Source organism: Protofrankia symbiont of Coriaria ruscifolia (genome assembly GCF_900634745.1).
Lineage (GTDB): Bacteria > Actinomycetota > Actinomycetes > Frankiales > Frankiaceae > Protofrankia > Protofrankia californiensis.
In genome coordinates, this window is sequence record NZ_CAAAFR010000050.1 from 50,458 (window position 1) to 63,805 (window position 13,348).

A 13,348-nucleotide genomic window follows, 5' to 3' on the forward strand; every position below is an offset into this window, starting at 1 on the left:
CGGACACCGGGACGACGGACACCGGGACGACGGACATACCGCGACGACAGGCATGCCGCCGGCCGGCGCGCCGGAGGACATGCCGGCTCGTGTACCCGGATGACATGCCGACGACGATGTGCCGCGTGCGGCGGCGCCGAATGAGGATGGATCACTGATGGCCGTGTTCGTGGCGAACGAGTCGGGTGTCGACGCCGACGAGGTCACCCTTACCGCGCTCGCCCGGTTCGTGCTGGACGCCATGAAGGTCAACCCGCTGGCGGAGCTGTCGGTCATGCTGGTGGAACAGTCCTCCATGGAGGAGCTCCACGTCCGTTACATGGGCGAGGAAGGCCCGACCGACGTGCTGGCCTTCCCCCAGGACGACGCGTTCGACCCGTCCGCGCCCGACTCGGGCGAGGACGACCCGACCCTGCTGCTCGGCGACGTCGTCCTGTGCCCGGATGTCGCCCGCAGACAGGCGGCGAAGGCGGGCCACTCGACCGAACACGAGATGCATCTGCTGTGCACGCACGGCATCCTGCACCTGCTCGGTTACGACCACGCCGAGCCGGAGGAGGAGCGTGAGATGTGGGCTGTGCAGTCCCGGCTGCTGACCTCCTGGGCCACCGCCCGCGCCGCCGGCGCGCACTGATCGTGGCACGTGTCGGGCATGGCAGGTGCCCCGGACACGACACGTGTCGGGTGTGCTACTCGCTGAGCGCGTCGGGGAACTGACAGGGCGGATCAATGGGTTACGGTGATGTTCCACTTCTGCTGCTCGCGGTGGTAGCCACGCTGTTCGCGGCCGGAATCGGATGTATCGACGCCGCGCTGACACGTGTCTCCCGGGTCGCGGTCGACGGATTCGTCCGTGCGGGACGCCCCAGAGCCGCGAGCCTGGCCACGATCGTCGCTGATCCGGGGCGGTACCTGGCGCTGCTGCTGTTGCTGCGGATCGTCGGGGAGATGGTCGCCGCCGCGTGCGTGACCGTCATAGCGGTACACACCCATGGTGCCGGGTTCATCGCGGTTGGTTTCGGGGCGCTGGTCGGCACCCTGTTCGCCTACATCTTCGTCGGAGTCGTGTTCCGGACGCTGGGCCGCCAGCACGCCCCGGTGGTGGCGCTCGCGACCGCGGGGCTCACCAGCTGGCTCGGCCGGATGTTCGGGCCGCTGCCGCGGCTGCTGATCGCGTTCGGCAACGCGGTCACCCCGGGCCCCGGCTACCGGGACGGCCCGTTCGCCACCGAGGCGGAACTGCGTGACCTCGTCGACCTCGCCGAGGAGAACGACGTCATCGAACGCGGCGAGCGTGACATGATCGCATCCGTCTTCGAGCTGGGGGACACGCTGGTGCGGGAGGTCATGGTCCCCCGTCCCGACATGGTCTACATCGAGTCGGTGAAGACCGTTGCGCAGGCGATCTCGCTGGCACTGCGCAGCGGCTTCTCCCGTATCCCGGTGACCGGGGAGACCGTGGACGACGTCGTCGGGATCGCCTTCCTCAAGGACATGGTGGGCCGTGAACGCGAGGGCTGGGACACCCGGCCCGTGTCGGACGTCATGCGGCCACCGGCATTGGTGCCCGAGAGCAAGCACGCCGACGTTCTGCTGCGCGAGATGCAGGCCTCCCGGACCCACATGGCGATCGTCATCGACGAGTACGGCGGGACCGCCGGGCTGGTCACCATCGAGGACATCCTCGAGGAGATCGTCGGCGAGATCACCGACGAGTACGACGCCGAGATCGTGCCGGTGGAGTGGATCGACAACGACACCGCCCGCGTGACCGCCCGGCTCGGTGTGGACGATCTGCGCGAACTGTTCGGCACGGATGAGCTGCCCGGCTCCGACGACGTGGAAACGGTCGGCGGGTTGCTGGCGAACGCGCTGGGACGCGTGCCGCTGCCGGGAGCGACGGTGACCGTCGGAGTGGTCACACTCACCGCCGAGAGCGCTGCCGGCCGGCGCAACCAGATCGGTACCGTGGTGGTGCGCCGGTCGCCGGGCCAGGTCGAGGACTCCACCGCCGGTGGGTCCGTGTCCATGTCCGCCGGGGGCACGGACGGCGGCGACACGCCCAGGGGTGATGCGCCCAGGGGCGAGGTGCCCAGGGGCGACGTCTCCAGGGGAGATGCCGCTCACGCGGGCAACCACCGGGCCGGCAGGGAGCGGGCCGGCGCTGGCCGGGCTGGTAAGAAGCGTACGGGTAGTACGAGTAATACGGGTAGCGATACCGCGGACGCTGCCGGCGGGGACAACAGAGGGGGGCAGGGCAGCGACGTGGGTGCCACCGACCCGGTCACGCGCCGTGCCGCTTCCGGGGCGCGTACATGAGCTTCGATGAGGCAGGGGCAGGCGGCGTGTCAGAGCTGGACGTGGATGGACGGGCCGGAAGCGGACGGGAGGCAGCCGGGGACGGGGGCGCCGGGTCCGGCGGTCGCGTAGCCGTCACTTGGATCGACCATGGCTCGCTGGCGGCCGAGGACGCCAAGCTCGTGATCCTCGCCCGGTCGGCGAGGCTGCGTGCCTACGTCCCGCGGGGCAGTATCACGACGGCGGAGGGCGCGGCTGTCCGTGACACCGACGGGCGGACCTACGCGGCGGCGACCGTGGAGAACGCCGAGGAGCGGCTCACCGTGTCGGCGCTCGCCGCCGCGGTCGTCGCGGCGGCGTCCAGCGGGGCGCGCCGCTTCGAGGCGGCGGCGATCGTTTCCGAAGGCCTGGGCGCGCCGGACGTGCCGAGGGCTGACGACCTGCTGGTGCTGGGTGAGTTCGGTGCCGGCGTGCCGGTGTTCCTCGCCGGCTCCGACGGCGTGGCCCGGGGCCGGGTGACCACCTAGTGGTCGCCTCAGTGGAGACCGGATCACAGTTCCGGTCCGGGTTCGCGTGTTTTGTCGGGCGTCCCAACGCGGGCAAGTCGACGTTGACCAACGCGCTCGTCGGCTCGAAGGTCGCCATCACCAGCGGGCGCCCGCAGACGACCCGGCACGCCGTCCGCGGCATCGTGCACCGTGACGACGCCCAGCTCGTCCTGGTCGACACCCCCGGCCTGCACCGGCCCCGGACCCTGCTCGGCCAGCGGCTCAACGACGTGGTCCGTGCGACCCTGTCCGAGGTGGACGTGGTCGCCTTCTGTGTCCCCGCGAACGAGGCGGTGGGTCCGGGTGACCGGTTCATCGCCGGGGAGCTCGCCCGGCTGCCCAAGCGGACGCCGTTGGTCGCGGTCGTCACCAAGAGCGACCTGGTGCCCGACCGGGACGCCCTCGGCGCGCAGCTGCTCACGGTCTGCTCACTGGCGGACTTCGCCGACGTGGTGCCGGTCAGCGCGGTGTCGTCGTTCCAGGTGGGGGTGCTCGCGGACGTGCTGGTCGGACGCCTGCCCGCCGGCCCGCCGCTGTACCCCGACGGTGAGCTGACCGACGAGCCCGAACAGGTGATGGTCGCCGAACTGGTCCGCGAGGCCGCGTTGGAGGGCGTGCGCGACGAGTTGCCGCACTCGCTCGCCGTCGTCGTCGAGGAGATGATCCCCCGCGAGGACCGGCCGGCGGACCGTCCGCTGCTCGATGTCCACGTGAACGTCTACGTCGAGCGGCAGAGCCAGAAGGCGATCGTCATCGGGGCGAAGGGCGCCCGGCTCAAGGACGTCGGGACGCGGGCCCGCACCCAGATCGAGGCGCTCTTGGGCACCCCCGTCTACCTCGACCTGCACGTCAAGGTGGCCAAGGACTGGCAGCGCGACCCCCGCCAACTCCGCAAACTCGGCTTCTGACCAACCGCGCCCCGGCCGGCGCCGACCTGATGACGGACAGCCGCCCTCGGACCCGGCCACCTCCCGCTCAGGCGTTCCTCCGCCCACTCCGCCCCCGACCAGGCGGTATTATGATCAACTTTGAAGGATGTGAATCTTTTGGTTGGTTAGCGGCGGTGGAACGGGCCGTGGCGTGGCGTGTTGGACGGCGGCTGCGGGGGACGGGGGCCTGGCGGGGCGATCCGTGGGGTGACGGGCTGCCAGTTCGCGGGCAGCGGTAGCGGCGCGTCATCGGGCAGGCGGCGAATGGCCGGGTCGTACGGATCGAGCTCGCCCATCTCGAAGCGGACATTTTTGATCTTCCACTGGAACGAGTCACCCGCTGTGCCGCCGAGCTTGTAGGAGCTGTCGGGCACGAACACGACCCATGCGTCTTTGGTGGGCCCAAGCAGCGTGGCGATCAGGGTACCCGTGTCAGCGTCCCACAGTCGTACCGTACCGTCGTTTGATCCCGAGGCGATGATGGATCCGTCCGGGGAGAATCGCACCGACCACACTGTGCTGAGGTGCCCTTTGAGGGTGCGTAGGGATTTGCCGGTGGTGGTGTCCCAGAGTTCCACCGTGTGGCGACCGGCCGCGGCGATGGTGGCTCCGTCCGGGGAGAACGCCACCGATCGCACCGAGCCGGTACGGGAGCTGGTGAGAGCGTATCGGAGTTGCCCGGTGGTGGCCTCCCACAGTCGTACCGTACCGTCGTTTGATCCCGAGGCGATGATGGATCCGTCCGGGGAGAATCGCACCGACCACACTGTGCTGAGGTGCCCTTTGAGGGTGCGTAGGGGCTCGCCGGTGGTGGTGTCCCACAGTCGCACCGTGTGGTCGCCGGCCGCGGCGGCGATGGTGACTCCGTCCGGGGAGAACGCCACCGACGACATCCAGCTAGTGTGGTTGCCGGTGAGAGCGCGTAGATGCCGGCCGGTGTCAGCGTCCCACAGTCGTACTGTACCGTCGTTCGATCCAGAGGCGATGGTGGCTCTGCCGGGGGAAAACTCCACCGATCGCACCGGGCCGGTGTGGCCGGTGAGGGGGGACAGGGGTTCGCCGGTGGTGGTGTCCCACAGTCGCACCGTGTGGTCGCCGGCCGCGGCGGCGATGATGGTTCCGTCCGGGGAGAACGCCACCGACGACACCAAGTTGGTGCGGTCGGTGAGGATGCGCTGTCGGCGTCCGGTGCGGACATCCCACAGATTTACCGGTCCATCCTGCGTTCCGGTCGCGAGAAGGGTGCCGTCCGGGGAGAACGCCACCGCTGTTGCGTCCGCCGTATCCATGAGCGAGGTCGTGGGAAGCTGGATCAGTTGAGCTCGGTCACGGCCTGCGACCACGGCCTCAGCCAGCTCGTACCTGTCACCGATGTTCTCGGGCTGTCCTCCGAGGACAGCCGTCCGGTGCCACCGGCTGCCCATTACGTCCGCCGCGGTGAGATCCACGTCGGTCAGTCGCGCATCGGAGAGGTCCGCGTCGGTGAGGTCCGCGCCGTACAGGTTTGCATGATCGATTCGGGTGTGGTCGAGCCGTGTTCTGCGGAACAGGGCACCGTCGAGACGGGAGTTACGGACTTTCGCTCTGGTCAGCCGCGCTCCGGACAGGTCAGCGCGGGTGAGGCTGGCATCCTCGACGGTGGCGTCGGTCAGGTTCGCTTCGCGCAGGTCGGCGCCGGTCAGGTCGGTATGGGCGATCCGGGCGCCGGTGAGGTTCGCTTCGCGCAGGTCGGCGCGGGTCAGGTCGGTGTGGGCGATCCGGGTGTCGGTGAGGTTCGCCTGGCGTAGGTCGGCTTCCCGCAGGTCCGAGCGGTGGGAGAGGTCCTGGCCGGCGAGGTCGGCCCCGGCAAGTTTTGCTCTGGTACGTAGCTGCACACCCAGCCGGCGGGCCACGAGCACCGCGTTCGCCTTCGTCTCGGCGGCGGCGTGTGGGTCGTCGACCACGTCCTGTGCCCATCCGCCGGCCCGGTCACCGCCGGTGAGGTCCGCGAAGAAGTCAGCCATCAGCTCCGACATCTCCCGGGTGCCCAGCAGGTCCTCCGCGCTGCCCGCGGCGAGCCGGCGGGCGGCCTCGGTGGCGACCAGGTACTCCATCACCGAGGAATGGATGAAGGAGAACCGGCCGCCGGCGTCCCGCACGAGCAGGGTTCCCGAGCCGATCATCTGGGTCAGCTCGGCGTCGGTGAGCTTTGCCGGGTTGCTCATGCCCGCCAGCACCGCGGCGGCGGTGGCGGTGAGCTCCTCCACGCCGATGTGCCGTTCGGTGGTTCCCCACAGGGTCAGCGCCAGGCGGGTGGCCGCGTCCAGCCGGTCGGCCTTGGACAGTGAGGGCGACGCCCCGCGCTGGCGGGCACGCTGCTCCTCGTGATCGAGCCAGGCGTCGACGAGCTCCCGGTACAGGTCGGCCGGGCGGATCGTCCCGTCGCCACCCTGAGCTTGCTCCAGCCGCTCGTCGTCCAGGGCCGCGATGAAGGACAGCATCCGGGGATTGCGGGACAGCCCCAGCAGGTCGTGGATGCCGCGGATCAGCGTCATCCGCTCCGTGGCCCGCCGCTCGGCCTGGGCCCGGCGGCGTACCGGGTCGGTCGTGCGCACCGCCCGATCCCAGGTGTACCGGTGGAGCAGGAAGCTCATGATCTGGGCGTCGGTGAAGTCCTCGATCCGGACGATGCGCCGGCCCGGGATCAGGTCAACCCGTTGGGTGAGCGCCTTGAACACCTGGTCGTCGGTGAGGAAGTACTGCGTGCGACTGGTCAGCACGATCTTCGTCTTGTCGCGTACGGCAGCTGTCAATGTGCTCAGATGTTCGGCTGCGCGGTCGTAGGTCACCCGCAGGGCGAGCTCGTCGAACCCGTCGAACAGCAGGATGATTCGCCCCGCGTGCAGCATGTAGCGGAACGCGTCGAGGTCGAAGCGGGTCTGCCCGGTGTTCGCCAGATGGGCCGCGACCAGCGTGTCCAGGTCATGCGACTTCTCCAGCCCGCGTAACTCGATCAGCATGGGGGTCACATGCGGCAGCTGCGCGGGCAGCCGCCGGGCCAGCTCGTGCAACAGGAAGGTCTTGCCCCGGCCGAAGTCACCGAGGACCAGGACGAACCGAGACTGATCGGTGGTCAGCCAGTCCGTCACGTCCGCGAGCGCGTCCACGGGGGTGTCCTGTGACAGCGGTTGGTCCGCCACGTCCAGGCGGGTGCCGCGCTGCGGCACGTACAGGGCCGGTGGGTAGATCTGATCGGACTCCAGCCCCCTGGTCTGCCGGTCGAGGTAGCCGCGCAGGTCCAGTACGCCCTGGTACTCGGGCATGCTCAGCAGCTGTACACCCGCCCGTTCGGCCTGTGCGACCAGCTCGGGGTCAGCTTGATCATTCCCGCAGTAGACCAGGTCGGAGAACAGCGTCGGGTTCGCGGCGAGGTAGCGCCGGCGGATCGTCCGGACGAACTCCTCCACCGCGCCCGCGTCCGCGTTGCCGGCGATCAGGCCGATCACGCGCTGCTCCACCACCTGCCCTTCGGCGCGCCAGACCCGCAGATGGGCGGCCATCTCCCCGGCAGCCTCCACCCGCTCGACCCTGGCAGTCGGGTGGCGCAGGCGGGCCACCTCGGCGGCGTCGTCCAGCAGGTCACGGGGGCGGTCACGGCCCCGCGCGGATGGCAGGAGCGCCTCGGCGGCGTCGGCCGGCCGGTATGGCCACTGCCCGTCGTCACCGTCGTCATGGCCCTCACCGTTACCGCCGTCGTCATGGTCGGTGCCGCTTCGGGCTGGCGGGGGAAACACGGTGTAGGCCGAGGCGAGATCGTGGGTCGTATGGAGCGGTCGCCGCCGACCGGCGGGGCCCTGACCAGGGGTGAAGCGGGTGAAGCCCGTCCGGTCGATCCGGATCACCTGGTAGCGCAGCCGACCGTCACCCTGATCCAACGGGAGCGTGGGCAAGCTGGAGGAGAGCGTGTGCGCCTTCCCGCCCTGCTCGTTTCCGCCCTGCCCGTGTAGCAGCAGGTTCAGGTGCGGGCCGAGAACCCGGTCGAGGTCCTCGGCGTCCCGCAGCTCGCTGTTCTGCGATGTCGCCTCGGCGATCGGATCGTGGTACACGGCGCCGATTCGCAGCCAGCCCTCCCGGGCGAACCCGAGCAGGGTGGCGGCGGCGCTGTCGAGCTGCTCGGCGCCCAGCCATCCGTGGTGAGCCAGATGTGTCTGGGCCACCGTCGAGTTCAGTCCCGCCACCACGACCTTCAGATCGGATACGGCGAAACGCGACCATTCTTCGCCGACCCGGAAACCGATGTCCGCGTCCGGGCCGTAGAAACGGCGCAGCAGCCTGTCGAAGAACGTCCATTTCGGCCAGTACGGCGCGACCGGCTCCTCGTCGGCGACCTCCTGCTGGAGAAAATAGGCTTCGCAGAGTTTCTCGTTGACGTCATGGCTGCCCGGGATGATTGCGAACCGATTGTGGTCGAGGCGCAGGGCGTCGGCCAGCCCGGCCAGCACGTCATACGCCTGCTCGAACTCGCGTTTCGCGCCGGTCTCGGTGAGGTCACCGGTGACGACGACGAGATCTGGACGCAGCTCCCCGGCGCCGGCGCCGGTGTCGGCGGCAAGCCGGCGCAGGTCGTCGGACAGCCAGGTGACCAGCTCCGGGGGCGTCCGGCCGTCTGTGGGCTGTGCGGGTAGCCGCGTTCCCGATAGATGCAGCACGGTGACGGTGCGTTCATCGGCCGTCCCCGGGCTGTCGGCCTGTCGGGAGGGGGCCGGTTCTCCCGAAAAATCTCCTAAAAATCCTCTCGAAGAGGCTCCTGGAAAGTCCGGGCCGGTCCTGCCGCCGGTGCCGGGAAAAGCCGGGGCTGTCGTGGGCTTTCCCCGTCCGGTGATGGACGCGGTGATTCCCCGGATCAGTTCTTCGGCCGCGGCGTTCTCGTCCTTACCGACCAGGTCGATATAGGTGCGTGAACGCAGAAGGCCGTCCGGTTGGCATGCGCTGATACGCACGGGCACGATGCCGCGTCCGCGACCATCCGGATCGTCCGGCCAGACCGCCAGCCATTCGGCGTTGCCGTACCGGGAGTCGCGCAGGTATGTCTCCGACAGTACCGGCACCACCCGCGTGGACGCGGGCAGCGTGCGATGCATGCGGGCCGCCCAGTCCGATCCGGGTACGAGGTCCCATGCCTGTATGAACGCCTGGGCAGGACGGCCGCTGATCCGGATTCTTTTCTCCAGCTGCCAGGCGATCCACTCCGCCCATCCCTTGTCCGCACCGGTGTAGCTGATGAAGAAGTCGAACCCGGCATCGCCGCCACCGGCCGCACCGCCTCCGTTGCCCATAGGTCGAGAATGCCACCGTGTGCCACGGATCGTGCCGTCCGGGTTGAGCGGATCGCTCGGGTCGTGAGTTAAGGTCGCATGGACGGCTGCCGCGCTCGGGGATGCGAGGCGGCTACGGCGGGAGGGCTCCGCACACCGACCCGGCGGGAGGCGGTGGTGGCCAGGGGAGTGCGGCGGGTGATTCCGCTGACTCTGGGCTGGGCCGAGGTGCCGTATTCGATGTCCGTGCACGGCGCCCCGGACGACGTCCGGTTGCGTGAACCCGTGCCGGCGCTACTGGTCGAGACGGACGGTGGCTGGCTGCTGATCGACACCGGCTTCAACCCCGCGTTCGTGCGTGACGAGGCCCTGTGCCGCCGTTTCCACCACGACACCGGCGTGGCTGTGTGGCTCCCGGCCGGGGACGGCGATCCGCTGGAGGCCGAGCTCGAACGGGTCGGGCTCGCTCTCGAGCGAATCGACGTGGTGGCCGTATCCCACTTGCACAACGACCATGCGGGGGGACTGCGCCACTTCGCCGGGCGGACCACGCCGGTGCACATCCAGCGCCGCGAGCTCGACCACGGCCTCAGCACCCATCCGGCGGCTCTGGAAGCAGACGGCATCATCCGCGTGGACTTCGACCACCCGGCGATCACCTGGGAGGTGGCGGATGGCGACATCGACGGCGACATCGAGATCGTGCCAGGGGTGACCGCGGTCCTCACCGCCGGGCACACCCCCGGCCACCAGAGTTTCGTCGTCGAGCTGGACCCGGCGGTGGGTGGTGGTGGGTACGTTTTTGCGTTCGATGCCGCGGACCTGAGGGAGAACATCGACCATGAACGGCCCGTCGGGGGCACGATCGGTGTTCCGCCGGAAGCGACCGTCGAACCGATCCGGCGGCTGAAGGCGATCGCATCCGAACGTGGCCTGCGTCTGGTACCCGGCCACGACCCTGTCGCCTGGCCGGCGCTGACCGCCGAACTCTCCGCGCCGGCCGCCCGCGACCCCCTTGCCAATCGGTCCGACGGCGCCGTTCCACCGGCGCTGCGTTGATCGCGTTGGACTGTCGCTGGTCCGATCAGGGATCTGCGGCGGGGTTGCGGGCCGCGTTCAGTGCGGCATCCAGCAGGGCCTCCCGGTTGGCCAGGATGAACTCCTTGAGCGTCTCCGGCAGCAGCGGGAAACCGGTGATGTCCTCGCCGTGCAGGTCGATGCGTTCGACGTCGTAGCCGCCCTTGGCCGGGTTGGTGAACTCCGCTCCGGTCCGGGCGGCGAGATCCATGGAGACGAGCCGGCAGACGAAGAAGTGCTGGACGATGATGCCGGGCTTGCGGCCGTCGCGATCGTTGCCCGCTCTGGGTGTGCTGGTGAGGAACACCTGTTGGACGCGGTCGGCGGTGGCGCCGAGCTCCTCGGCCAGCTCGCGGTGCAGGGCTGCTTCGACCGACGCGTCATGCGCGTCGACCCCGCCGCCCACCGTGGACCAGTAGGGTGCCACACCGGGCGGTGTCCGGCGGAACACGATCAGGTGTCCCTCCCCGTCGATCAGGATTGCCCGGGCTGCCCGCCGCACGACTCGCACCGACCCATCATCGCCTCCGCGCCGATACGCGGATGCTCCCGTGCCAATACCGGGATGCCCCTGCGCCGACAGTCGGACGCCCACGCCCGGATGGACGCCCACGCCCGGATGGACGCCCACGCCCGGATGCCCATGCTCGGACGCGTCCGGCATCGTGTCGAGCTCGGCTCTTACCTTTGAACTTTCGACATTTGTTCTGAACCTTTGACATTTTCTCGTCTGCTGACGGTGGTTATCACCGAGAGCACGGCGAGCACAGACAGTGACGATATTGAGGTGTCCGGGGCCGCTCGAGGTCGAGGCCGGTGTGATCCGGCTCATTGTCGATCTTCCGGTCCAGCGCCGGCCGGCACGTGTCGCGATCATCTCGACCGCGCTCTGCCCCCTTACCGGAATGCGTGCAACCATGGGCAGGTGCCGGTCTACCGAGATGAAGGTGTCGTCCTGCGGACGACACCGCTCGCCGAAGCCGACCGCATCATCACTGTTCTGACCCGGCGGACGGGGCGGATACGCGCGGTGGCCAAAGGGGTGCGCCGCACGTCGTCCCGTTTCGGTGCCCGGTTGGAGCCGGGTACCTACGTCGACCTCCAGCTCCACGAGGGACGCTCTCTCGACACCGTCACCCAGGCCGACATACTCAGCCCGTACGGCGCGGTGATCGCGTCGGATTATCCCCGGCACACCGCGGCGGCGGTCATGCTGGAAACCGCCGAGCGGCTGACCAGCGAGGAACGCCAGCCTGCGATGCGCCTGTTCCTGCTCCTCGTCGGTGGTCTGCGCACGCTCGCTCAGGGTGAACGGGCACCGTCTCTCGTTCTGGACGCGTTCCTGCTCCGCGCGTTGGCCATCGCCGGTTACGGGATGGCCCTGGCGGACTGCGCCCACTGCGGGAACCCAGGACCCCACCACGCGTTCTCCGTCCCGGCGGGGGGCGTAGTGTGCCCGGAATGCCGACCGCATGGAGCGGTGTCGATGTCTCCGGCTGCCGTGAAGCTGCTGTCCGATCTGCTCACCGGCGATTGGGCTTGCGCCGGGGCGAGCGAAGCCCGGACCCGGCGCGAGGCGGGAGGGTGCGTCGCCGCCTACCTGCAGTGGCATCTCGAATACGGATTGCGCACGCTGCCTCATCTGGAGCGAGTGTGAGCGGGACCAGGCAGGTCACGGTCGTCACCACGGTCGTCACCACGGCCGCCAACAAGGCCGCCAACAAGGCCATTGACAGGGCCATCATAGGGCCGTCAATAAGCAGGAGGGGGGCAGCCGGTGAATCTGCGTAATGGGGGGCTCGGGCAGTTCCGTGAGCCTCACCCACATCCTTCCGGCGCATGCCCGCCGGAGATTCCTTCCGCACTGATCCCGCGGCATGTCGCCATCGTCATGGACGGTAACGGTCGGTGGGCGAAAATGCGCGGTCTGCCGCGCACGAAGGGCCATGAAGCCGGCGAGGAGGCTCTCTTCGACTGTGTGGAGGGCGCCATCGAACTCGGCGTCCGCTGGCTGTCGGTGTATGCCTTCTCCACCGAGAACTGGAAACGGTCGCCGGACGAGGTCGCGTTCCTGATGCGTTTCACCGACGGGGTGTTCGGCCGGCGCATCGACGACATGGCCGCGCTCGGTGTCCGGGTCCGGTGGGCCGGCCGGCGTCCCCGGCTGTGGAGCAACGTCATCCGGCGGCTGGAGGCAGCCGAAGAACGTACCCGCGGGAACGACCGTCTCACCCTGGTGATGTGCGTCAACTACGGCGGACGGGCCGAGCTTGCCGACGCCGCCGCCGCCATCGCCCGGGACGTCCGGGACGGCCGGCTGCGGGCCGACCGCATCGACGAGGACACACTGGCCCGCTACCTCGACGAGCCGGAGATGCCCGACGTCGATCTGCTGATCCGTACCTCCGGGGAGCAGCGGCTGAGCAATTTCCTGCTCTGGCAGGCGGCATACGCGGAGTTCCTGTTCGTCGAACGGCTGTGGCCGGACTTCGACCGCCGCGACCTGTGGACAGCTTGCCTGGACTTCGCCAAGCGCGACCGCCGCTACGGCGGTGTCGTCGCCCATCCCTCCGGCGTCTGATCCGGACGTGGTGGGCCGGCGGCAGCGGGGATCTACCTGTCCCGGTGGACGGCGTTGCCGGTGGCCCCCACCGGAATTTCCGCCACCCTGCGGAGGAGCCCCGCGACCTGGTAGAACCATGCCGTGGTTGTTGTCACGCGGCTACGGGTTCCACCGGGGGACGCCGGTACCTTTCGTGAGCGGGCGGAACAGGCCCTGGCCGTCCTCGCCGGCGAGCGGGGCTACCGCTGGGCCCGGCTGGGACGTGCCGTGGACGACCCGGAACTTTGGATGATCACCTCCGAGTGGGACGGGGTGGGAGCCTGGCGCCGGGCTCTGTCGGCCTTCGACGTCCGGATGGAGCTGACGCCGCTGATGGCCTACGCCGTCGACGAGCCGGGCGCGTTCGAGGTGTTGCTGGCCCACGACGCCGCCGGCGGCCCCGCCCGCCGCGGTGGGTCCGACCTGGCGGCCGACGCCGCTACCGCCGCGCCCGGCGGCGGGCCGTCGAGGTGATGACCGGCAGCGCCCGCGGAGATGACCGGAGCGCCCGGAAAAGCGCCGGAGAAGCGGCCGCCCGGAGAAGCGATCACCCGCGCGGCGGCCGGAGACGATGCTCTACGGTGATGCTTGAAGATGATG

Annotated in this window: 10 protein-coding genes; 8 read left to right on the forward strand and 2 right to left on the reverse strand. The window is 69.5% G+C overall.

The genetic code is table 11. The features are described 5' to 3' along the window. Positions 1–157: 157 nt before the first annotated feature. From ybeY to era, 4 genes are all read left to right on the forward strand, one after another. On the forward strand, positions 158–634 hold the full coding sequence (gene ybeY / locus CV1CTNOD_RS07755; protein WP_131785466.1) for an rRNA maturation RNase YbeY: 477 nt from the start codon (positions 158–160) through the stop codon (positions 632–634). Positions 635–729: 95 nt separating this feature from the next. Beyond that, complete coding sequence (locus CV1CTNOD_RS07760) at positions 730–2,319, forward strand: hemolysin family protein (protein ID WP_131785467.1); 1,590 nt, start codon at positions 730–732, stop codon at positions 2,317–2,319. Positions 2,320–2,441: 122 nt separating this feature from the next. Continuing rightward, entirely contained in the window at positions 2,442–2,825 is a 384-nt protein-coding gene (locus CV1CTNOD_RS07765) for a cytidine deaminase (protein ID WP_131785486.1), read from the forward strand. Positions 2,826–2,836: 11 nt separating this feature from the next. Continuing rightward, entirely contained in the window at positions 2,837–3,754 is a 918-nt protein-coding gene (gene era, locus CV1CTNOD_RS07770; protein WP_131785468.1) for a GTPase Era, read from the forward strand. Positions 3,755–3,900: 146 nt separating this feature from the next. Here the strand turns inward: era and CV1CTNOD_RS07775 are convergent, their stop codons facing one another. Further along, positions 3,901–9,090, reverse strand: a complete 5,190-nt coding sequence (locus CV1CTNOD_RS07775) for a pentapeptide repeat-containing protein (protein WP_131785469.1) — start codon at positions 9,088–9,090, stop codon at positions 3,901–3,903. Between the two features lie 219 nt (positions 9,091–9,309). On the opposite strand from CV1CTNOD_RS07775, the gene CV1CTNOD_RS07780 reads away from it, so the two are divergent. Then, positions 9,310–10,128 (forward strand): N-acyl homoserine lactonase family protein, encoded by an 819-nt coding sequence (locus CV1CTNOD_RS07780; RefSeq protein WP_431607088.1) that lies wholly within the window; start codon positions 9,310–9,312, stop codon positions 10,126–10,128. A gap of 25 nt (positions 10,129–10,153) precedes the next feature. Here CV1CTNOD_RS07780 and CV1CTNOD_RS07785 read toward each other — a convergent pair whose 3' ends face one another. Further along, positions 10,154–10,810 (reverse strand): NUDIX domain-containing protein, encoded by a 657-nt coding sequence (locus CV1CTNOD_RS07785; protein ID WP_242606466.1) that lies wholly within the window; start codon positions 10,808–10,810, stop codon positions 10,154–10,156. A gap of 261 nt (positions 10,811–11,071) precedes the next feature. Between CV1CTNOD_RS07785 and recO the strand changes: the two genes are divergently transcribed. The 3 genes from recO (at position 11,072) to CV1CTNOD_RS07800 (ending at position 13,222) form a co-directional block, all read left to right on the forward strand. Next, a complete protein-coding gene (gene recO, locus CV1CTNOD_RS07790; RefSeq protein WP_131785471.1) occupies positions 11,072–11,803 on the forward strand; it encodes a DNA repair protein RecO in 732 nt (243 codons plus the stop codon). Between the two features lie 120 nt (positions 11,804–11,923). Continuing rightward, the gene (locus CV1CTNOD_RS07795) at positions 11,924–12,727 is read left to right on the forward strand and encodes an isoprenyl transferase (RefSeq protein ID WP_131769858.1); all 804 of its coding nucleotides are present in this window, start codon (positions 11,924–11,926) and stop codon (positions 12,725–12,727) included. A gap of 123 nt (positions 12,728–12,850) precedes the next feature. Next, positions 12,851–13,222 (forward strand): antibiotic biosynthesis monooxygenase family protein, encoded by a 372-nt coding sequence (locus CV1CTNOD_RS07800; protein ID WP_131785472.1) that lies wholly within the window; start codon positions 12,851–12,853, stop codon positions 13,220–13,222. Positions 13,223–13,348: the final 126 nt, after the last annotated feature.